Source organism: Nostoc cf. commune SO-36, assembly GCF_023734775.1.
Classification (GTDB): Bacteria; Cyanobacteriota; Cyanobacteriia; order Cyanobacteriales; family Nostocaceae; genus Nostoc; species Nostoc commune_A.
Map to the genome: position 1 here is coordinate 1554763 of NZ_AP025732.1, position 23160 is coordinate 1577922.

General features: G+C 41.6%; 15 protein-coding genes, 1 tRNA gene and 1 pseudogene. 10 read left to right on the plus strand and 7 right to left on the minus strand.

What is annotated here, in order from left to right; translation table 11 throughout:
• Position 1: 1 nt before the first annotated feature.
• The gene (locus tag ANSO36C_RS06835; RefSeq protein WP_251958920.1) at positions 2–3853 is read right to left on the minus strand and encodes a CHAT domain-containing protein; all 3852 of its coding nucleotides are present in this window, start codon (positions 3851–3853) and stop codon (positions 2–4) included.
• Positions 3854–4151: 298 nt separating this feature from the next.
• Positions 4152–4835 carry a hypothetical protein gene (locus tag ANSO36C_RS06840; RefSeq protein ID WP_251960267.1) on the minus strand — a complete coding sequence of 228 codons (684 nt, stop codon included), beginning with the start codon at positions 4833–4835 and terminating at the stop codon, positions 4152–4154.
• A 386-nt stretch (positions 4836–5221) separates the two neighbouring features.
• Here ANSO36C_RS06840 and dnaX point away from each other — a divergent pair, with 386 nt between their 5' ends.
• Positions 5222–8608 (plus strand): DNA polymerase III subunit gamma/tau, encoded by a 3387-nt coding sequence (gene dnaX / locus ANSO36C_RS06845; RefSeq protein WP_251958921.1) that lies wholly within the window; start codon positions 5222–5224, stop codon positions 8606–8608.
• 113 nt (positions 8609–8721) lie between these two features.
• On the opposite strand, the pseudogene ANSO36C_RS06850 reads toward dnaX, so the two are convergent.
• A pseudogene (locus ANSO36C_RS06850) lies at positions 8722–10127 on the minus strand (glycosyltransferase).
• Between the two features lie 613 nt (positions 10128–10740).
• Between ANSO36C_RS06850 and ebsA the strand changes: the two are divergent.
• The 4 genes from ebsA to ANSO36C_RS06870 all read left to right on the plus strand — a co-directional run bounded on the left by ebsA (position 10741) and on the right by ANSO36C_RS06870 (position 13731).
• Positions 10741–11115: a type IV pilus biogenesis protein EbsA gene (gene ebsA / locus ANSO36C_RS06855; protein ID WP_190940023.1), complete on the plus strand. Its 375-nt coding sequence runs from the start codon at positions 10741–10743 to the stop codon at positions 11113–11115.
• A gap of 243 nt (positions 11116–11358) precedes the next feature.
• A complete protein-coding gene (locus tag ANSO36C_RS06860) occupies positions 11359–12564 on the plus strand; it encodes a murein hydrolase activator EnvC family protein (protein WP_251958922.1) in 1206 nt (401 codons plus the stop codon).
• A 66-nt stretch (positions 12565–12630) separates the two neighbouring features.
• Positions 12631–12704: transfer RNA gene (locus tag ANSO36C_RS06865), tRNA-Arg, on the plus strand.
• 607 nt (positions 12705–13311) lie between these two features.
• Positions 13312–13731 (plus strand): response regulator, encoded by a 420-nt coding sequence (locus tag ANSO36C_RS06870; RefSeq protein ID WP_251958923.1) that lies wholly within the window; start codon positions 13312–13314, stop codon positions 13729–13731.
• 560 nt (positions 13732–14291) lie between these two features.
• Here ANSO36C_RS06870 and ANSO36C_RS06875 read toward each other — a convergent pair.
• Positions 14292–14471 carry a hypothetical protein gene (locus ANSO36C_RS06875; protein ID WP_251958924.1) on the minus strand — a complete coding sequence of 60 codons (180 nt, stop codon included), beginning with the start codon at positions 14469–14471 and terminating at the stop codon, positions 14292–14294.
• A gap of 655 nt (positions 14472–15126) precedes the next feature.
• On the opposite strand from ANSO36C_RS06875, the gene uvrC reads away from it, so the two are divergent.
• Together uvrC and ANSO36C_RS06885 are read left to right on the plus strand one after the other, a co-directional pair.
• On the plus strand, positions 15127–17004 hold the full coding sequence (gene uvrC, locus ANSO36C_RS06880; protein WP_251960268.1) for an excinuclease ABC subunit UvrC: 1878 nt from the start codon (positions 15127–15129) through the stop codon (positions 17002–17004).
• A 654-nt stretch (positions 17005–17658) separates the two neighbouring features.
• Positions 17659–17838 carry a replication restart DNA helicase PriA gene (locus tag ANSO36C_RS06885; protein ID WP_251958925.1) on the plus strand — a complete coding sequence of 60 codons (180 nt, stop codon included), beginning with the start codon at positions 17659–17661 and terminating at the stop codon, positions 17836–17838.
• A 508-nt stretch (positions 17839–18346) separates the two neighbouring features.
• Here ANSO36C_RS06885 and ANSO36C_RS06890 read toward each other — a convergent pair.
• A complete protein-coding gene (locus tag ANSO36C_RS06890; RefSeq protein ID WP_251958926.1) occupies positions 18347–18751 on the minus strand; it encodes a hypothetical protein in 405 nt (134 codons plus the stop codon).
• On the opposite strand from ANSO36C_RS06890, the gene ANSO36C_RS06895 reads away from it, so the two are divergent.
• Entirely contained in the window at positions 18741–18926 is a 186-nt protein-coding gene (locus ANSO36C_RS06895) for a hypothetical protein (protein ID WP_251958927.1), read from the plus strand. The genes ANSO36C_RS06890 and ANSO36C_RS06895 overlap by 11 nt on opposite strands.
• A gap of 78 nt (positions 18927–19004) precedes the next feature.
• Here ANSO36C_RS06895 and rlmN read toward each other — a convergent pair whose 3' ends face one another.
• Positions 19005–20099, minus strand: coding sequence for a 23S rRNA (adenine(2503)-C(2))-methyltransferase RlmN (gene rlmN / locus ANSO36C_RS06900; RefSeq protein WP_251958928.1), 1095 nt, complete (start codon positions 20097–20099; stop codon positions 19005–19007).
• 375 nt (positions 20100–20474) lie between these two features.
• Here rlmN and ANSO36C_RS06905 point away from each other — a divergent pair, with 375 nt between their 5' ends.
• Both ANSO36C_RS06905 and ANSO36C_RS06910 read left to right on the plus strand, forming a co-directional pair.
• Complete coding sequence (locus tag ANSO36C_RS06905; RefSeq protein WP_251958929.1) at positions 20475–21269, plus strand: hypothetical protein; 795 nt, start codon at positions 20475–20477, stop codon at positions 21267–21269.
• Positions 21270–21315: 46 nt separating this feature from the next.
• On the plus strand, positions 21316–21771 hold the full coding sequence (locus ANSO36C_RS06910; protein ID WP_251958930.1) for a hypothetical protein: 456 nt from the start codon (positions 21316–21318) through the stop codon (positions 21769–21771).
• Between the two features lie 138 nt (positions 21772–21909).
• Here the strand turns inward: ANSO36C_RS06910 and ANSO36C_RS06915 are convergent, their stop codons facing one another.
• The gene (locus tag ANSO36C_RS06915) at positions 21910–23109 is read right to left on the minus strand and encodes an ISAzo13 family transposase (RefSeq protein WP_251960248.1); all 1200 of its coding nucleotides are present in this window, start codon (positions 23107–23109) and stop codon (positions 21910–21912) included.
• Positions 23110–23160 lie beyond the last annotated feature (51 nt).

Sequence of the window (23160 nt, forward strand, 5' to 3'; positions counted from 1 at the left end):
TCTAATTTTGCTTCCCCGTAATCGTGAATGCTGCCCAGTAATAAGGATGGTTATAAAGATTTTTATCTGATGCCATTTTACTATTTCTATATAGTTGTGTTGTTAAATAAGTTTGAATTCTTACTTCCTCTGGATGCAGATTATTCAAGATATCTTCATACCATTTTGTTAGCTCTCCAGCAGTTAGTTCTTTCAGCCATCGTGTTGCTTCCGCTAAGGCAGTAACTGCTGATTTATTGGGCTGTAATCTTCGGTAAAACTCGATCATTACCAAAGCACTAGCCGAAGATTCTACACTCCAGAGAGTACTCACTACATGAGGTACGCCTTGACTCACAAAACCACTGACTAAACTCACATATTCGCTATTGATAGTGTGGTTGCTAGTACTCAAATTTTCACAAGCAGAGAGAGTAATAAGGTTGTAACTTCCTAGATTTTGTTGGCAGATTTCATCGAGAGTCAGTCTGTCTTCACCTGCTAATGCTAATTCTGATTTTTTAGGTTCAGCTAAATTATTAGCGACATGACCCGTAAAATGCAAAATATTATAATTATCAGATAGGGCATTTTCAACAATACTTTTCGTAGCCTCTGCTCCCTGAATTCGTTGGATATTATTGAACATCTGACTAACAATTTCAGACTCCAGTTTGGCAAATTTCAGTGTAGGATAACCTGTACTTTCAGGATGTTCAACACTAAGCAAGAACTTATTTTGCCACTGCCAAATATCCTCAGTCCTGATTGATAAACCTATTTGGGCACTAGGTAGATAGGTGACGCTGAAATTTGATTCTACGTTGGGTAACTCTTCTGGTGATGGCGAAGAAAGATGGAAAAGTGTATGAATGGGCAATTTGTACAAGTCACGGTGAGGAATTAAGACCAGTTGGGTGATGCCTTCGAGTTCCTGTGCAATTGTGGAAATATTTAGGATTTCATACAGTTGCAACAGTTTCTCTTCCATCTCAGTTCGCCAAGAATGGTGACTTTTACTTTCTTTGTCTTGGGCTGTAGTGCGATATTCTTGGTATTGTTGATGCCAATCTTCTAGCCAAGTTTCAAATTCAATTAAGCGTTGCACTGCTTCGGGTAAAGGCAATTCATTAAGACGGATAGCGTCTTCTCCTAAAGATATTGCCCCAGTATCTTGCATGGGTGTAAACAGGAGAATTGGTGATGGCGCTTGGTCTTTGAGAATGAAAGTATGTAGGGCAACTGGACTAATATGCCAGTAAATAATTGCTGTTGTGGGATTGAATAGTTGTTGAATTGCGCCATAATAAGGCGAGTATATATTATCATTCCAGCCAGAAAGCAGCCAGTTTAAACAAGCATTTTTACCTTGCTCGGCAATTTCCCAAGCTTCTACTAAATCACCCGACTCTACAGCTAAATCAACAGCTAATTGATCAAAGCCTGCAAATTTTAAAGCTAGCTGTTTTTTACTTTCATCTGAGCGAGTTTCTTCACTCAGTAATTGTCGCAATAAATCTGTACCGCGTTGCAGCAATTCTTGAACTTGTGTTGTCTGTCCCAAGCCCATTAGCACTTTGCTTAGAGATTGTAAAACCTCTAAATGCAACTGGGGAAAATATTCTAATGTGAGGGTTAACAGTGCCTGATGGTACTCAGATGCAGCTTTACGCCAATAGTCGCGCGTATTGGTATGTTTTTTACCTTCTTCGTAGTAAGTATTAGCGATCGCTAAATGCAATCTACCCCAACCTTCTGGGTGGGTATCTGTCCGCAGATGCTTTAACCCTTCCTCGTAGCTGGCTACTTTCCCTTCGTAGCCACCCAGTTGTAAGGCGGGATTTGCTGCTGTGATACTACTCAATAAATTCTGCAATACGTCAGAGTTGACTAAATGACCGATCGCAGTTCCCCGACCAATCCAAGCTTCCCAATAATCTTGTTTAATTTGCAAAGCGTTGTCATAACAAGCGATCGCTTCGACAAATTGTTCTAAATAAAACAGTGCTACTGCCTGATTATACCAAGCTAGGTGGAAGTCGGGTTTGATAGCGATCGCTTGCCGATAGGAGGCGATCGCTTCTTGTCTACGCCCCAAGTTGTCTAATGCTATACCCCGGTTGTACCAAGCTAAGTAAAAGTCGGCTTGAACTGAAAGTGCTTTATCCCAGGAGGCGATCGCTTCTGACCATCTTCCTAAATTAAACAGCACTACACCCCTGTCTATCCAAACTTCGTGGTACTCTGGGTCAATTTCTATCGCTCTGTCATAAGATACAATCGCCTCGGCAAATTGTTCACTTACAGCTAGGGCTATGCCTCGGTGATACCAGTTTTCCTGGTCTTCTGGTTCCAGATGCAGCGCTTGGTCATAGCTAGCAATAGCTTCTGGTAGCCAACCTAATTTCAGCAGCGCCAAACCCTTGCTAGACCAAGCTTCTTGATAGTCTGGCTTGATTTCTATCGCTTTATCAAAAGAAGCGATCGCTTCTTCAAAGTATCCTAATTCTCCGAGAGTTCCACCCCGGGTGTACCAAGCTTTGTAGAAGTCGGGTTTCAGTTGTGTGGCTCTTTCATAAGATGCGATCGCTTCTTCAAAGCGTTCTAAATGGAACAGCGTCAAGCCTCGGTTAAACCAATATTCGGAGAATTCTGGTTGCAGTGCGATCGCTTGGTCATAAGATGCGATCGCCCCTAACAAATCACCTGTTTTCGCTTGGCTTAGACCTTGGTAAAACCACCCTTGAGCATGGGTAATCGGATTATCATTATGTCGCTCAATAATACCGGGGGAATTACTACTTTGAACTGCCAAGTTAGAAGCAAGTTGCTGGACTAAGTTGGTACTTTGATCCAACCTCACCCATAACTCGTCTAAGGTATTAGCCACGTTTGGCTCTAAATTCGTTAACGTGTTATCCCAGGTTTCCACCGAGGGAGATGTTACTAATTCAGTCCTTTGTGTGGTGGAAAGGATATTTACTGGTGTTGTAATTTGAACAACTTCTTCATCGCCGAACCGCAGTTGGGCTAAAGAAGTGATTGAATCTTCTGCTGCGGGGAGAGGGACATTTGCGGGTATTGTAGTTTGGGCTTCTTCCCTTTCATACCCCAATACTACTTCCTCGAAGTTTTCGGGCAATCTTTCCTCAAAAAAGGCATTTTCGGGTGCTGACGTAATTGGTTCAACATCTGGCACATCGTACTCCCATAACTGTTCACCTAAATTGCGAATCAGTTCTTGCCCAGGGGAACTTGGGATTTCTTCATCGGTGATGATTTCTGCGACATCTGGCTCATCATACTCCCATAACTGCTCGCCTAAATTGCGGAGCAGGTCTTGCCCAGGAGTCATTTCTACGACATCTGGCTCATCATACTCCCATAACTGCTCGCCCAAATCGCGGAGCAGTTCTTGCCCAGGAGTAATTTCTACGACATCTTCTGCTTGATTGTCCTGATACTCTATCTCTGTAGGTAAATTTTGCATTAGCCGGATGCCAATGTTGTATGCAACATCTCCAATTCTGCCAACACCAAGTTCCCCCAATTGCACCATCTGTGTTGCCAAAAGAGGATTTGGCGTAGGTGAAGCTAGCAAGCTTTCGCCAAACATCACCAACCAGTCTATCCAGCGTTCAGCCGGAACCCGATTTTCAATCCGTTGCAGATACCTCAATGCCCACTGTCGTCCTCGTGCTTGATGCACGCCTTCTAACAATTGGATAAACAATTGTTCCAGATCAGCATTGGTTAGTTCTGGTAGTATTTCCACCAGATTGTGTCCTCTCGCACCCTTGAGAGAACTAGTCTGCTTACTTGCAATGAGGCGCTTTAAAAACCTTTTAAGCGACTGCGATATCCGCCTGAGCATCTGCCACACTCTTGGATTTTGTTTTTCTAGATTGTAGCCATCGTTGTGTTAAAAAAATCATCAATTACGTAAAAACCCATTAGATTCGGACAGCGCTTCCGTAGCAGGTTAGCAAAAAATATACAAATCTTCAAGAGCATAGCATTACAACGTTACAATTCCCAGATTTAATTCTGGAATTTTGACGCTGCCAATCTTAGATTTCAGATTTCTCTGCTTTATAACAGATTAATGCCCTGCTACGCTAACACCTTTTGCGGGTGACACAAATCTCAAATTTGTTGGCTCTACGCAGCAGTTAATTTTCTGTTTGCTCTGTAGTCGATTGACCAGCAGGATATAATTGACTAATCAATGCTTGGACAAGCACTTGTGGGTCATCTGTTTCAACGGCAAGCTGTTGAGCAATCTGCTGGCGTAAGTTTTCATCCTCCTGTAACATCACAAACAACTCCTCTAGGGTGACAGTTTGGTATTCTCCCTCCGGGGGATTCTGTGGCGCATCTGCTGACTCTGATACTAAGTCCATCTCAGAGGGCAAAGTTGTACTAATAGCATCTGGCCCTTCATATTCCCAAATTGGTTCGCCTTGATTGCGTGTCAACAACTGCATCCCGATACTATAGGCAACATCTCCAATTTCACCGATGCCCAACTCACCCAGTTGGACTAACCGCGCAGCCATTTCATTATTAGGTGTAGGTGATGCCAGCAATTTGTCGCCAAAGCGTCCTAACCAATCAACCCAGCGTTCAGTTGAGATGCGATGTTCAATATTATGCAGCCACTTCCGGGCCCATGCTTCGCCTCGTGCTTGATGTACTCCCTGCAACAGTTCGTTGAAGAGAAATTCCAGATCCGTATCACTTAGGGGTGGTGCTGGTTCTGGTTGCACATTGCCCCGAGATTTTGAGGCAGTCTGTTTTCCGCCAAACAAGCTCTGAAAAAGCTTTTTGAGCCATTGAAATAGCCGCTTGAGCATCTGCTGCACCATCGAGTTTTGCTTATCCTAAAATTGTAGCGATCGCACTGGACTATGGCGTTAGTTCAGTCAATAAAACGTATAGTCATTAGTCATTAGTTATTGGTCATTTGTCAAGAGTTTTTCTCTTTCACTTCTGACTCTTTTAATAGAACAAATGTACTAAATGATATGCTATAATTCCCATACATTGATGTTGAAATCATAGTAGAGGATCAGCTGTGGTTACTTGCTTTCCTGAGTGCCAAAATTTACGGCATTAGTTGAGTGCGAGGGCTATAGCACTATCGATAAACAAAGCAGGTACGAGAGTTTAAAATAGTTGAATTCTAAACTCGACTCAGTGCTACTTATTAACGTTGAAAGGCATTGAAGTCTATTTTTCCATGTCTTACGAACCCCTGCACCACAAATATCGCCCCAAGAGTTTTGCTGAACTGGTGGGTCAAGAGGCGATCGCGACCACCCTCACGAACGCGATCGGCACATCGAAAATTGCCCCTGCCTATTTATTTACTGGGCCCAGAGGTACGGGGAAAACTTCTAGTGCCCGGATTCTGGCCAAATCCCTCAATTGTCTCAAAGGTGACAAGCCTACTGCTGAACCCTGCGGCGTGTGTGAGGTTTGTCAGGGAATAACTAAAGGCTACGCGCTAGATGTCATTGAAATCGATGCCGCTAGTAATACTGGTGTCGATAATATCCGCGAGTTGATTGAAAAAGCCCAGTTTGCTCCTGTACAGTGTCGTTACAAGGTTTATGTAATCGATGAATGCCTGACTGGAGATTCTCTGGTTTTGACTGATGAGGGACTTCAAAGAATTGATGATCCCACAATTAAAGACAAGAAAGTTCTAAGTTACAACGACTCATCTCTTAAGTGGGAATTCAAGAAAGTTGTCAGATGGTTAGACCAAGGAGAACGGCAAACCCTGGTTATCAAGACAACTAACCGAGAAATTAGATGTACGGGTAATCATTTAATTAGGACAAATCAGGGATGGCTACCAGCAAAGGACGTAAAAGAAGGAGTGAAGATACTATCCCCTGTGAATGTGGATGCAGCATCCTCATTTACAAATTTGGTATCGATGGACGCACCCGGAGATTTGCTAGCGGACACCAGTTTAAAGGCAATACATCAGGGCAAAAATCATACGACCTGGAATCTATCCTTAAACAAGCTGAATTACTCCGACCTTTCTGTGCTTGTGGGTGTGGAGAAAAGCTCGATATTCCAACCTTTTTACAAAAAAAAGGCCGAGGAATCATCAGCATCCAGTCTCGCTGGGAAAAACATCCATATAAAAAAGGACACGGAATTTGGGAACTTAGAACAGAAAAGTTCCTTGCCAATGCGGCAGTTATCCAGCCAAATGCACTTGGGCTTATCTACGGAACCTTACTTGGGGATTGCTCTATCAGTTATCCCAATAAATACAGTAGATTCCCCAGATTGTGTTGGACACACTCAGAAAAGCAGCAAGGATGGTTGGAATACAAAGCTTATCGCCTTGAAAAATTGCGTCCAAAACTGCGAATTACAGCTAACAAAGGATACGGAAGCATATCAGTTACCTGTAACACCGCTTGTGATCCCCAACTCAAAGATGTCTTGGAAATCGTTAAACCAAATGGGGATAAAAAACTCGTCTCTATGGACTGGCTTAATCGAATTACCCCAGAAGGGCTTGCTTGGTGGTACATGGATGATGGCTCACTCAGTCTCAGTCCACAAGGAAGTCCACAAATTCAATTGCATACAGAAGGATTCTCTGGCGCAGAAAATCAACTCATCGCCAGTTGGCTTACAGCAATGGGATATTCAGCCGCAACAAAGTTTTATACCAGAAGTATTACAGGCAAAACATACCACTACATCCAGATGGGCGCAAGCACCAGTAGAAAATGGCTGGCAGACCTTAAACAATATTCCATCCCCACGATGGATTACAAGTTTGGAGACAGTCGAATCTGTTCACCTCGCTGGGGTTGAGCGAGTTTATGACATTGAAGTAGCAGATAATCATAACTTTGTGGCAAATGGGCTTTTAGTGCATAATTGCCACATGCTCAGTACCCAGGCATTCAATGCACTACTTAAGACACTAGAAGAACCACCGAGACACGTAGTTTTTGTATTGGCGACAACAGACCCCCAACGGGTGTTACCAACAATTATTTCGCGCTGTCAAAGGTTTGATTTTAGACGCATTAATTTAGAGGCGATGGTAAAGCATTTAAGTGCGATCGCATCTTTTGAAAACATTCATATTTCACCGGATGCCGTCACCCTGATAGCCCAACTTTCTCAGGGAGGGTTGCGGGATGCCGAAAGTTTACTTGATCAATTGGGTTTGTTAGCGGGTGAAGTAACACCAGAGAGAGTTTGGGATTTGGTTGGCACAGTGAGCGAACAGGACTTGCTGGGGCTGTTAAATGCGATCGCTCAAGATAAACCAGAAGCAGTTTTAGACAGTACTCACTACATTTTAGATCGTGGTCGAGAACCGCTAACTATTCTGCAAAATCTCGCCGCCTTTTACCGCGATTTACTTGTAGCTAAAACTGCACCCAACCGCCACGATCTGGTTGCTTGTACTCAGCAAACCTGGACAGCATTGGTTGAGTTTGCTCAATACTTGGATATGAGCGCGATTTTAGCAGGACAGCAACACCTACGCACATCAGAAGTGCAAATTAAAAATACCACTCAGCCGCGTTTGTGGTTGGAAGTAACATTACTAGGATTGTTACCCAGTGCGACAAATATTCAGCCACAAGCCCCAAGTGTCGCACCACGAGTTAACACACCTACTGTATCTCCAAGCTATCCTCCAGCAGTTGCCCAAAATCACCTAGTATCTTCTGTACCTCAAGCTGAACCGCAAACAAATCATCATAGTTCTGCATCTCCCAATCATCAAGCGGCTGTCCAAAATCAGCCCATCACTTCATCTCCCCCAGTTGAACAGCAAACAAATCACAATTCTGCTGCTAACTCAGTTTCACCACCAACGCCAGAACCTGCATCTGTTTCTGTGTCACCTGCGAATGTTGAACCGATAAGTTTAGAAGTTATTGAGGAAGCAGAATATGACTTAACTCAGGTTTGGCAACAAGTGCTTGCTAACCTCCAGCCAAAATCAAGGCAAGAAATGCTGCGTCAAATGAGCCATCTTATAGAGTTCGACGGTGTTGTGGCTCGAATTGCTATTAAACAGGCATGGTATGACAAGGGGAAATCTTATCTACCGATGATTACGGCAGCTTTTCAGCAAACTTTCCAGCGTGAAATCCAGATAAATATAGAAAAAGGAACTTCTTCAAACTCTACCTCAGCCAAAAAAAATCCTCCCCCAAAAGACTCTAGTCGCGTTCAGCAACCAGCTACTCCTACTTACAATCAGCAAATTCCGCCTCCAGCGCCATTACCACAACCAACCACTCCACCATCAGCACCGACAGCAGCAAAGAACGGAAATGGAGCAAATGGAAATAGTCTGAATGGAAACGGCGTAAATGGAAATGGTCTAAATGGAAATGGTCTAAATAAAAATGGTGTCAATGGAAATGGGGCGCAAGCTTTGCCTCCAACTCCAAAACAAACACCCACGCCTGATTGGGAACCTGACGAAGTAGCGATCGCAGCTCAACGTCTAGCAGAATTTTTCAACGGACAAATTATCCGTTTTGCAGATGATTTCCCAGAATTCTCCGATTCCATAACTACACCTGAGTGGGTAGAAGAATCAGACGTGGATGATGAATAAAAAATGGGGCATTGGGCATTGGGCATTGGGCATTGGGGAAAGACCCTAAGAAAGTTCTCTCCTGTCGCTTTACTTCATCATCCCCCTATTCCCCATGCCCCATGCCCCATTCCCTATTCCCCATTCCCAGTATGCAAAGTTTTCACCCATTTCAGGCGCTTTGGTCTTACCGACATCCGGGCAGTAGTACTGCTCATGACGACTAACCAGTGCAACATATATAAACTGCCGCGCAGGGTTTGCACCAGCATCGTAAGATATGTAGAAGGTTGGAATTTCTGATCTTGACGTATACGCCTTAGACCTGTAAACATCCCTAGCATCGACATAGAAATGGATAATCCTGTGATGGGACTTAAGATTGGTGGACGATGACGAGCGATCGCCATTAATAAATCTGGGACTGCTGCTGTGGGTAAAATATACATAATCAGCATAAAAATCAGCAAATCCCAGCTTTTGCGGGTTCCCATGCGGTTTTTGAGAATTAAATCCCAATAATCTAAATAGCGTTGATAACCGCCTTCTGCCCAACGGTTGCGCTGATGCCAGAGTGCGATCGCATTTGTCACCCCTTCTTCTTGCACGGCTGGATGGAAAACACACTCAATATCCCAGTTATCCAAATGTAAGCGGATTGTCAAATCCAAATCATCGGTAATGGTTTCTTCATTCCAGCCACCGCAGCTTTCCAAGGCAGAACGCCGGACAAATTGACCATTGCCCCGCAGTTCGCCAATGCCACCAAGGGCAGTTCGCTGTTGCTGAAACCAAGTATCAAGAGCCATTTCGGACATTTGACCCTTAGTCCAAAAGTTTGCTTTAGCGTTGGCGATCGCTTTTCGCACCTGCACCGCCCCCACGTTTTCTCTTTGAAATAAAGGCACTACCTGTTGTAGTAAGTCTGGTGTCACTTGGGCATCAGCATCAAATACTGCTATAATGTCGCCCTTTGTGAGCGGCAATACCTGATTCAACGCCCCGATTTGCCACCACTAGCTTCTGCGGAACGCCTTAATACTTTCAGTTGCTTGTGTTTGCCTTCTAGTTCTGCTAATAAATGTGGCGTGCTATCACTGCTGTGATCGTCAATAATCCATACTTCGTACTGCTCACCTGGATATTCCAGATTACAAAGATTTTTGACTAATTTAGCAATTACTGCTTCCTCATTTTTCGCAGCCACTAGCACAGATACAAAAGGCAAATCTCCTTGTATTTCTTTTGGATAGCGACGGGATTTAGTAAACACTACCACCAAAGCATGAAATCCTAGAATGGTGGTCAATCCTAGAATAAATATGGAAGCCCAAGAAACTAAATGTAGAGCGATCGTTCCACTCCAGACGATAGTCAAGACTAGAGCTGCTTTGCGTCTACGACCTTGAAACCGGGGTGTTATAGACACAGGATCTGTTTCTAACACTGACTCCTCATCTCCTGATAGGTCAGACAACAAGGAGTTTAGCGGATCAAGCTCTTGATAAGAATCTTCTTCGGGCCAGGAATTCGCTGGCATAGGTTAGGTTGCTTGATTCAAAAACCAGTATTTGTCTACAGTTAGTAATTTTACGGACAAATATCCCTAAGCTACTTTTCCCGATATTAATCGGAATGGGCAAACTGTAATACCCGCTATCCCTAAGCCAAAAGCTGCTGGGACTACCTTTGTTGTTACCGCCACTCTGCGTAATTACCTCGCATTCACCACGTTTGCTACTCCTAGACAGAGGCTTGATTCCTTTGATAACCACTTGGGCAGGAAGCTTGTAGAGCCAGACTTTCTCTAACGAGAACTCCGGTTTGGGCAAAGTAATAGCAAGGTAGCAGCAGCTCGTTGTTGAGAGAAACTACAATAACGGCATCCACCACTTTACAGTCGGGATTTTTAATGTTACTGTCCCAGCTTCAATAAAAGTTAATGCAGAATCATTGTAACCGAAATTTTAATATTTCTTAGCAGTAACTTCATTTATTGGGTATTAGGGAGGAGGTGACAGGTGATAAGGAATAATCTCTACCCTGTACCCTGTAACCTACTCCCTACTATGTGCTTTAGACAAATCTTTTGGGAATACTACTAAGAGCCACTAATATCCCCAGTTGCCAACTAACTTGAGGAATATTTAAAAATGTCTATTGAGCAACTCCAGCCTGCTACTCAACAACAAGCCAGTGTTTACTTACCTTACGTTCAAGGCACTAAGCGGAATTTCTTGCCTTATGCCATTAGCCTCTATCAAAAAGGGGTCTTAGAGGGACACCGGAAGATAGAAGCCAGTGAACATGTCCCCTTTGTCGCCTCCTGGAATGTTGCTACTTTACCCTCAGATTTAACCCGTTGCCGAATCCAGTTTGATGGTAACGCTGACCTGAGTTACGAGCTGATGATGGCAAGTTTCGAGTTTATTAACTTTTTAATTGAACTTATGGACAACTATAAACGTTATCGCGTGACAGATTTCTCACAACCGTTTTACCGCAAGCTCTTGCGTATAGACGATTGATAAAACTCAGCCGGACTTTTGCTAGTTCGGCTTGTCTTTAAAACGACCCTATGTAAACAAGAGCAATTAAACTTAAAAATTACGACATCTCACCCGCTAATATACCTGCTCAATGCTGACATAGCTGGAATCCTTGTGTTACAACTTGGCAGACCAATTTAATAATGCGTTGGAGTGGGTGAATCAGATTTTGGGAATAATCCTCATAGTGTTTGAAAGCATTGTTTTGCTTAGGTTCGCACCATGAGAGCGCGATTTATAGGAAAAATACAGATTTATTGCTGTTTATTTATTATATTTGGCTGCATTTTGTGGACTTGTTTCGCATTAATTCCAGTACACGCAACGTCCATAGGGTCTATTGATACTTTGCGACAACAGCAGCAACAAATGAACCAGCAGCATCAGAGTGTCGTAAACGATCGCGATCGCTTAACAAATCTTCAACAAGAGGCCCAAAAACACCTGACTGGTTTAAAGCAAAATCTGCAAACTACAGATAGCTATATTCAACAGAGCGAATCACGATTACAACTCGCCGCCAAACGCCTCCAGCAGTTAGAAACTGTTTTAGCCGTGGCGGAACGCTCATATCAGCAGCGTCAAGTAGCAACAGTAGCACGATTGCGATATCTCCAGCGATCGCCTGCTTCTGTTGGATGGGCAGTTTTGCTCCAAAGTCAAAATATTAGCGACTTTCTCAGCCGTCGTCATCAGTTGAAGTTGGTGTATCAGGCAGACGAACAAATTTTGGTAAAACTCAACGCCCAAGCAAACCTGATTAATCAACAAAAAACGGAAGTAGAACAGCAAAAGAACGAAATTGCCTTAATTCGTGAGCAACTGCTGGCACAAAAAGCCGATTATCAAACTCAAGCGCAATCGCAATCAGAATTGATTCAACGCCTAAATAGCGATCGCCTAGCCTTGGAAGCGGCGCAAAACCAGCTAGAAAGGGAATCCAAAAATCTAGAAGTCTTGATTCAACAAAAGGTAGCAGAAGCTAGAGCCACAGAAGAAGCGCAAACAAAAACCAACAGCCGCACAAGTGTCATCGTTCGGGGAACTGGTGTAATGGCATATCCTAGCGATGCTTATACTAGTAGTCCCTTCGGCTGGCGGATGCACCCCGTTCTCGGCTATCGTCGCTTTCACGCCGGGTTAGATTTTGCCGCTAGCTATGGTAGTACAATTCGGGCAGCCGATTCGGGAAAAGTAATTTTTGCTGGGTGGTATGGTGGTTATGGCAGAGCAGTAATTATCGACCACGGCAATGGCATTACCACACTGTACGGACATAGCAGCGAGTTATATGTTGCTGATGGACAAGCTGTTGAACGCGGACAAGCGATCGCTGCTGTTGGTTCTACAGGTTTATCTACTGGCCCCCACCTCCACTTTGAAGTGCGTCAAAATGGCACACCAGTAGACCCAGCTAATTATCTTTAACCCAAAAACTGAGTTTCTCTAAGCCGCAAATTCTATCACAGACGTGCTATAGTTTAAAAGACTTAAGGGCGCGTAGCTCAGTGGATAGAGCAAACAGATTCCGGTTCTGTGGGTCGGGGGTTCAAATCCCTCCGCGCTCGTTACCTTTACAAAACTAACTGCAAACTCGAAAGGTTATTTTATTTCACTGTAACTTATAACATTTTATTTAACTAAGGCTTTCTGATTTATTTTTTGGGAAGATTCTAGCATTATTTATAAGTAAGCATCCTTGAGTGTTAATTTTGCTCTGATGCCCTGGATTGTAATTTGAATAGCTTGAAGAAGAATCCAGAAGTCAGAATTCAGGAGTCAGAACAAGAAAGTGGGGGATTCAGACCCGCCACTAATTGTAGACCACTAAATTTTTAATTTAGCGGGGGTGCAAAAACGCCCTTTATTCATTCGCCACTCGCACAGAATTCAATTCTGTTAGCGATAGCGGGGCGTTTAGCCCATTCTGGCTCCTGACTCCTGAATTCTGCTTTGATAAAAAATTCGTAAAAAAAGTTAAATTTTTGATTAAATTCTATTTAGCAAGGCTATTATTTAAGTATTGTAATGTAGCAAAATTTCATTGATTCATCTCTTTAGCTAAATTACATAAGTTAAATTGCTATTCGTTTCACCTAAATGCACTACTGTTTTAGTTAATTTTAATAATTTTTGGCTTTTACTTAAAAAAAATCAGATAAGAAATAGGTAGCAATGACAGCCCAATTACTCAATATAGATCAGCCATTGCGGTCACACAAAGCTAAACGAATTTTGCTAGTTGAAGATCATTACCTCAATCGGATGCTACTGAGTGACTATTTGAGTTACTCTGGGTATGATGTGCAAAGCTTATCAGAAGGCTCTACTTTTTTCTCAACTATAGAGAAATTTGAGCCAGATTTAATGTTATTAGACTTGAAATTGCCAGATATTGACGGTTATTCACTCTTAAAACAAGTCCAGGAAAAACCTGATTTGTCAAAAATACCAATCATTGTGGTTTCAGCCTTTGCTTTTAAAGCAGATCAAGAACTCGCTCTTAGTTTGGGCGCACGCCGCTATTTTGTCAAACCTTTAAAACTCAAGGATCTGATCCTTACAATTGAAGAACAGTTTACTTGTGGTAAGTAGAACATCTGGAAAAAACCAAACGTATATTAATAAAGGTTAAGTGAACTAATACCAATTTAATGTGAAGTTGCATATATCTAGGATTTACGCATTGACAAGAAATAGTAAATATGTATAACGTGAAAAGCCACATCTTTCGTAAGGGTAAAGCATTGCTAAACCCCTACAGCATGGTCTATTTACGATCAAAGGATAATTAATCAAATCCTGAAACAACCTATTTTCGTTAAGCCACATCATGATTAATTTGTACAGTGCGTAAGTCCTAATATCTTGATCCCCCTAAATCCCCCGATAAATTGGGGGACTTTGAATTCCCCCATTTTTAAGGGGGCTAGGGGGGATAGAATTCTATGCAGCTTCATAAAGAATTGGTATAAAACCCTTTTCCCTTCTGCCTCCTGCCGAGGCTCGCTCGCGGACTCGCTCTAAGCGAAGCCATGCCGTTCGCGTTAGCGTCTCTGAAAGAGAAGGCTTTATGCTGCGCTATCGTGCCTGAACCTGATGCTAAATATTCACACTGACTGACTTAATAGATAAAGTTTTTTCTATAAGCGCATTTATTCTGCTTTTTGGTCAACAATGAACTCTTCCACATACTCGCTAATATTTTGTACAGAACTGCCAACTTTGGAAATTTGCTGTTGAACTTGTGCCAACAACAAAACTGCTGTTTGCAACTCATTGAGAGTTTCATCCATAGCTTCACGATATTGGGTTTCAAAGTCTTGTAAATTCATACTTTAACTCTTGTTTAAAATCATTAAAATAACTATATTTCCAATCATAATCGGAAATTTAACTTATTAAATCCGTTAATCTGCTTAATATCATAAGTTCAACAAACAAACAAAATTGTTGTTTATTAATAAAGCTTTTACATGAAATTTACATAAGCAATATTCGAATAGTTTCTTTATTCTTGAAAATAAAGATAGGTTAATACAAAACAATATTATTAGCGGAAATATAAAGTTTCAGAGAACAAAGCATTAATTAATTGAAAAATATTAATTTTAGATTTAAAAAGCAAGGTTTTTATCCTGAGAGTAGTAGGCAGTGAATGACTAAAGTTGCAGCTATAAAACTCTCGTAGGCTCGAAAGTTATGATACTGGCATAAAATTTTCTGGCAAACGTCTAGCTTGAAAACTGACCCACTCTTCGGGAAGTTTCAAAGGTGTCTACGGGATTCTATTTGTGCAGACTAAAAGCCTAACTGACTGAGGTGCTGCGTTAGGAGCTACTATTCTCGCCCAGTCGCCAGTTCCTTTTCCATTGGTTCTGGTGTATGCCGTTTATGACGGCTACTTTATATTTACTTGATAATAGTCTGTTAAATCGGCACGAAAAAATAATTTTTCTTAAAATAGAGAAAGATTACCTAATTTTGGTTGTGACAATATCTACTCAAGTATTACCACTGGTTAAAGATCCAGAACGACTAGAAAACCGTCTAGCCGAAATTCCGCCGGAACCGGGGGTTTATTTCATGCGGGACAAGAGCGATCGCATTATATATATAGGTAAATCACGTAAGTTGCGATCGCGTGTCCGTTCCTATTTCCGGGATGGCTACAACAAGACTGAACGCATCGCCACGATGGTCAAGTTGGTGACAGAAATTGAATTCATTGTCACTGATACTGAAGCCGAAGCTTTAGCGCTAGAAGCCAATTTGATTAAGCAGCACCAGCCATACTTCAACGTGTTGCTCAAAGATGATAAAAAATATCCCTATCTCTGCATCACTTGGTCAGAAGATTATCCGCGAATTTTTATTACCCGTAAACGCCAATTCGGTAAAGAAAAGGATAAATTTTATGGCCCTTATACTGATGCTGGTTTGTTGCGAGAAATCGTTCGCATCTGCAAGCGTATCTTTCCCCAGCGACAACGACCTCAACCACTTTTCAAAGACCGGCCTTGCTTGAATTTTGATTTAGGGCGTTGTCCGGGTGTGTGTCAAAAGCTGACTTCACCAGAAGAATATCGCAAAATTGTCCAAAAAATAGCGATGGTATTTCAAGGGCGAACTCAGGAACTGATTGATATTTTGACTCAACAGATGAATGCAGCTGCTGAGAACTTGAATTTTGAGTCGGCGGCGCGAATTCGCGATCAAATTTCTGGGTTAAAGTCACTGACAGCCGACCAAAAAGTGTCTTTACCAGATGATACAGTCTCGCGGGATGCGATCGCACTGGCAGCCGATGAACAGCACGCCTGCATTCAACTATTTCAGATTCGCGCTGGGCAATTGGTTGGACGTTTAGCTTTTGTGGCAGATGCTCACGCGGAACCAGGAGCTATTTTACAACGAGCTTTAGAGGAACATTACCAAACTGCTGACTCGGTAGAAATACCTCTAGAAATTTTGGTACAGCATGATTTACCAGATGCGGAGATATTGGCAGATGTCTTAACTCAACGTAAAGGCAAAAAAGTCACAATTTTGACTCCTCTGCGCCAAACTAAGGCAGAATTAATTGAGATGGTAGAGCGAAATGCTCAGTATGAATTGCAAAGAATGCAGAAACTTGGCGATCGCAATCACCAAGCAATGCAAGATTTAGCCACCATCCTCGATTTACCAGATGTACCCCACCGCATCGAAGGTTATGATATTTCCCATATTCAAGGGTCAAATGCTGTAGCTTCGCAAGTCGTGTTTATCGACGGATTACCCGCCAAACAGCACTATCGCCACTACAAAATTAAAAATCCCACAGTGACAGCAGGACATTCAGATGATTTTGCCAGTCTTGCTGAAGTCATCCAGCGACGGTTTCGCAAATATGGAGAAGATCAGCAACTAACACGTTTGGGTAATCCAGATTGGCCTGATTTAATCATGATTGATGGTGGTAAAGGTCAATTATCATCGGTTATCGCCGTTTTGCAAGAGATGAATTTATTAGAAGAATTGCGAGTTGTGAGTTTAGCAAAGCAGCGAGAAGAGATTTTTTTGCCGGGAGAATCTAAACCCTTGACAACTGATGCAGAACAACCAGGGGTGCAGTTATTGCGGCGGCTGCGGGATGAAGCGCATCGGTTTGCAGTGAGTTTCCATCGTCAGCAACGTAGTGATAAATTGAAGCGATCGCGTTTAGATGAAATTCCTGGCTTAGGACATCATCGACAAAAGCAACTACTAGGACATTTTCGCTCAGTTGATTATATTCGACAAGCGACAACCACACAACTCGCTGAAGTCGCAGGAATTGGGCCGCGTTTGGCTCAAGAAATTTACGATTATTTTCATCCTGCTTGAAGTGACAGCTGCCAATACCGTTCGGTTAAAGAATTTCTTGCTTCAGGCAGTTCTTGGGCAAGTGGAGAAGAGAGCAGGGGGAGAAACAGCCTACCCTCTTCCTCCTCCCCTGCTTATCTATCCTGATTGATTCTTATACCTTTGTGAGATATTCGTGTTTGATTACTAGCATTGGAGACAACTTTGAGCAGCTTCCGGAGTTTTGAGCAAAGGAAGCCACTCTTCATAAAGTTTACTAGTTTTGATTCTTAATAAATCTTGTTAGTAAATATTAACTAAATCTTAAGATAGATATTTTGTTACTAAATATACAGTAATTTATTGATTTTAATTTTTGAATACAAGAACGGTCTTTTTTGTATTCGTCTGAAATGACTATAAAGAAGCCTATCTCAATGGATTAGTCATGGGGATCAGTAAATATCTAAGCAGCATTTAATATAAAAACAATTTATGTATCTAAAGTAGGAGGGTAAAATCACTTAAAAAGCAGGATAATACATAGAGATATCGAAAAGCTTTCAAACCTGAAATTTTGTTTAAAATAATCAGCCAATATTACAGCAATTTGTTAAGTTAGGTCGAACCAGAATTTTTCCTGGTTTAACTTGTGGCTTTACCAAATAAAAAATCATTACAACCAGGGGTTTTCAAATGCAGACAGTACAAAAGATTTACTGCCCAAATTGTGGCAGCCATGCGGAGCGCTATTATATTTCTGATAGTCAATTAACTCGAACACAATGTCCAAGTTGCGATTACTTGATGATTAGTTGTACTCGTACTGGCAAAGTCATTGAGGCTTATGCCCCTGGCATTCTTGCACACCGTTAGATAATGAAAATTAAAAATTGGAGAATGTTTTCTCTAATTTTTAATAATAAAGTTATTTATAAAAATATAATTCAAGAGTCAGGAGCCAAAATTCATTATGAATTTGAGTCATACTGGCGTATAGCTCACTCTCTGGTGGAGGCTGTCTGAAAAATTGGTTTTAAAAAACACGCTAAATCGTTCTTTGCGCGTTTCTGAAAACAAGATTTAGCGGTTTATATTACAATACGGTTCAGTTAAGGCTAAAACTCTGTTATCCAAGTCAATTTTTTAACGTAGACGCTTCTCTAGGACACGCTACGCGTAGCTTCCCGAAGGGTACGGCTTGCCGCAGGCTACCGCTAAGGCGCAGAGAAGCCAGTGCGTTGGGCGGGTTTCCCGACTTGTTCGCTCTTAGCGTTCCCGCAGGGTAGCAACTGGCGCGACGCAGAGAGAAGAAAGAGAAGGAAAAAATTGCTTAACTGAACTGTATGTTCTGGATTCTTCTTCAACAAAAATTTTGAACACTTTACAGTTTGTTCTGTTGTCTGAGTTGTTGCTGTCGTATCTGTTCTCGTAATCTGAATTCTTGCTGTTGTCTAATTTGTTGATCTTGTCTGAGTTGTTGATCTTGTATTCTCAGTTGTTGCTGTCGTGTGAATTCTTGCTGTTGTAGCCTTGTTTCTTGCTGTTGTAGTCTAAATTGTTGCTGGCGTATCAGTTCTTGCCGTTGTTGTGTAAATTCTTGCTGTTGTATTTTCTGTTGTTGTAGTTGTGGTTGTTGGAGGTTTAGCCGTAGCCATGTTTCCTTAAATTGCTGTTGTGTTTGCTGATTTCGCTCCTCTTGTTGTTGTCTCATTCTTTCTTGAAAGTACTCAGGTTGCTGAGGATTCGTCGGAATTATTTGTCCATAAGCAGGAGAATTGATCGGCAAAATTTTTGCAAGAACAACTACCAGTAGCGATACTTTAAGCGTCAATGAGCGATTCAACATACAGTTATTTGTTATAGGTTTGGTAGAGCGATCGCTTAACCTTAATATAACATTTTCTATATTGGGTAATCCTACTGAGATAAACGCGATCGCACCTCTTGCGATAGTCAGATAAGCAAATGATTCAGCAATGCTTTTGACAACTACTGAAGTTTTTTGATCAATCTTCAGTTATCTGTGAGAGAAAAGTAATTTAATTCTTACTTGCTCTCAATTGCCCACAAGCAGCATCAGCTTCTAAACCACGGGAATAACGCACACTCACAGCAGTATTTTGTTGCTTAAGGACGTTGACAAATGCTTGAATGCGATCGCGGTTGGGGCGCTTGTAGTCTACTTCTTGAATGGGGTTGTAAGGAATCAAATTCACATGACTTTGGAATCCTCGTAAGCATTTTGAAAGTTCTAATGCGTGTTCTGGTAAATCGTTGACACCAGCTAGAAGAACATACTCAAAAGTAACGCGGCGGCCAGTAATTTCTACATATTCTCGACATTCAGCCAGCAAATCTTCTAGAGGATAGGCGCGGGCGCTGGGAATGAGTTTTTCCCGTAGTGCTTGATTGGGTGCGTGGAGGCTTACAGCCAGAGTGATTTGCAAATTGTTTTGCGCGAACTGACGAATACGATCGCGAATCCCAACTGTAGAAACTGTAAGCGATCGCTGTCCTATACCGACATCTTGATTCAGGGATTTCAAAGCTGCGAGAACATTCTCAGTATTCAACAATGGTTCACCTAGCCCCATGAACACAACATTACTAACCCGTTGCTGAAAATCTTCTTGGACAGTCAACACCTGATCGATAATTTCATGCCGTGCTAGGTTGCGTTTGTAGCCTCCCTTACCAGTAGCGCAGAAATCACACGCCATTGGGCAACCCACCTGAGTAGAAACGCAAACTGTCAAACGGGCTTTTGGGCCTTCTCCCCCTTCTGCGAAGGTGGGGATACCAACAGTTTCAATAATTTGCCCGTCTGCTAATTGCAAAAGATATTTGACTGTGCCATCGGGAGCCACAGAGCGGTAGTGTAAAATTGAGCGTCCAATGGGAACTTCTGCTACTTCTTGCCGCCATTGCTTCGAGAAGACAGAAATATCAGCTAGCGATCGCACTCCCTTATCATAGATCCATTCATGCAGCTGCTTGCCTCTGTAAGCAGGTTGTCCCTGCTGCTGCACCCAAGTAGTTAACTCGGCAACGGTGGCGCCTAGTAAGGGAGGGATTAATTCTGATTTTTCTGGGTTGTATGAGTCAACCTGAGATACAAGAGGCGTAGCAGACATAAAAAATCAAGAGTTGATGTAGGATCTCTATCCTACACCTGCCAGATTAACTTAGTCTTGACTAAAGAAGACGGTAAATTACCCAAAGGTTGTGCCGTTCCAGCCCCACATTGCCCCTTTAGCGTCTGCAACCCCTATATAAATTTGATTTTTCTGCTACAAAGCCATATAACCATTCTTACAAAGGCAACTACTAAACCTAGTAGCACACTAGGTTTTATGCTAGCTGTCGCTCTAATGCTCCTTCTGCATCTTGTTTCAAGCGATATTCTTCGGAAATATGGTGCTGTGACTCTTATAGAAGGATGGTGAATTATATAAAAATCGTTAAAATTTACACATTTTCATGCTTTTAAAAATAGTTGCTTAAAGGTAATGTTGGAATCAACTCCAGTCTCAGAGCAACAGATTTTAGTTGAGTTTATTCGTAGAGGAATAACGAGTTTGGATATTTCGTCCGTTAAAATAGTTCAGGTGTACGGACGACAGACAGGTGAAGAGTTCCCGGCATGGAGCCAAGAATTTACATTAGCAGAGGAATTAACGTCTTCATCAAATTCATCGGAAATTAAACTACCAAATTCTCCTATCAAACAACAATCAACAGATAAGCTTTCAGAATATTATCAATCTACCTCTTGCAAAAAGCAATATGACCCAAAGGTGGTAATTTTATCAGCTTTAGGGAATTTTTGTAAGTGGTATATATCAGGATTTATTGGAAAATCCTATGAAGAAACTTATGTATCTTCTATATTTATCCGATCATGCCACAAAGGTTTGAGAATGTTTTTAAATATCATATTTCTTATCTTAGGATTTTTAATTTTAGGCTTAATGGTTAAACAAAACAATATTTCATATCCATCAGTTTCATCTGTTTCTTCATCTTCTGGAAGTGGATCTGAATCTTCTTCAATATCTGGAAAGGTAAACGGAAGATTATGTGCGAGAAATTTTAATAAGAGTATGGCAGGAGCGGCTGAAGCAACCTTTGATAGTAGCAATAAGACTATGAACATTATTATATCCGATAGTAGCAAGATATTAACAGAACAAGGGTTTAAGCAAATTTCTACCAATATGGCAAATAGCACTTTTTCAACTTGTGATGTTAAAACTGTAAAAATTGAGAGTAGCAGTTATTCTGGGGTTATGCAAAATCCATAACTGATATTGATATATAAAGTTTGTTGTTCCAATAGAGATTAAATTTATGGATTTGACACAACTAAAGTGGACTAAAAATGTAAATCATCAGGGTGATGATAAATATTGGGCTTACCAAAATGTTGGCCCGGTTTTAAATACTTTTCGATTAAATTGGAAAACAGAACAAGCAGAGAACGCCCGTAAACCAGAGGAAAGCGAACTCATTCTTTTAAGACAGCGTACCAAAGTGACGCATATTGTCAAACTTTTGAACAATACTTTATATAAAGAGCCTGGAGAATTTGGTATCTCCCGTCTCGTTCAAGTAGTTTGGATAGCAGATTATTGGAGTGTACCTCCAGAACAAGACATGGTGTTTGGTTATCATGTCCATCTTGATGGGGGTAAAGTGATGAAGTTGGAAACCCCTACATTCAATGAACATTGGGGAAGTCGAGGCGGATTAGTAGAATTTCAAAATCAGTTTCTACTGAGGTTTGGCAAAAATAATAATTCCTAAAAATTCCTTCAAGGTTTTTTTCGGAAGGTTTTTTAAGGTATTGCCCACAGTATAAGGGGTTTGAGCGTTTAAGCTACTCAGTAGAAGTGCCCCATGCTTCACCATTTAGAGAACTCCACAAAAAAAATGATCCAATAGCTATGTGGGTTTAGCAAAAATTTCTACAAACCATTTTCTGAGATTGGGGAGGCGGTGAATCTGTGTTTCAATTTCTGCCATAGCGGAGGTAGTAAGTTTAACTCCTGTAGAATAAACTGTTTCTACCAATGTGACCACCGGATTTTTACCCTTAAATGTGAGAGTTTGGGCGAAATTCAGTACAGTCTCAACAGTGTCAAGTAAACTACCATTCCAATGCTGTTCTAACCAGCCAAAACAACGTTCTATCGGGTTATATTTGCTATGATAAGGCGGATAATAAGCAAGTTGTAACGTCAGTTGAGATGATGTACCAAAATCTACAATCCGCTTCATAAATTGAGTGCGGCGAGAATTATTTTCAGGTCCATTATCCTGATTAATCACCAGTTTTTGAATATGAGCAAATCTGTGTTTGACAGTTTGCCACCAGCTTTCAAGCAAATCAACAATACAATCAGCGGTTAATTTGGAAGAAACAAAGAATAAAAATAACTCGTTGTATTCAGGTATAAAAATGCCGTAGGGAATCAGAGTTATCTCCGTCGGGAAGTCGTGGTCTACTGAGATGGTTGGCATTCGATTTTTACCCCCACGGTCAAATTCTCCAATCTTAACTGCTACCTTAGCATCAATGGAAATTCGCAGAGTATGAGGGTCATTGTCAGCTTCACTATTAATTTGTTCAACTTGTTCAAAAATCGCTTCTGTTTCGGGAATTTTCTTGATAGGCTTGGTTTTCAGAACTCTTTTTAAGGTATAGCCTAAATCATTCAATTTTCGTCGAATTGTTTCTGATGAAGGTAGTTCTTCCTCTGTGTAACCAAATTGTTCAATTAGTTGACGACGGACTTCGCTTGCCGTCATGCGTGTATACAAACGTATACTTTTAAAACTGGGGTCAGTTTGACTTTGTGGGTCTACTAACGATTTTATATCCCTCAACAAGTTTGATAATTTTGCTTCAGCCCGCTTGCGTCCACTACGCCTGAAACCATCAATAAAAGGCTGACCACTCTCTAACTCCTGCATCCCTTTACGGATAGTGCGCCTATTCCATCCCAACTCCCTTTCCGCCACAGTTTGTCCACCTATTCCCAAACCTTTGACTACTTCTGCCATGAATTGTCTTCGGTCACTTCCCTTGAGTTTTTTCGCTGTTTTGATGTACAGAGATTTTAGGTGCGCGGTGAGTTGAATGATAGATTTTGGATACATGAGCTAGACTGCACACTGAATTTATCTTTCTCT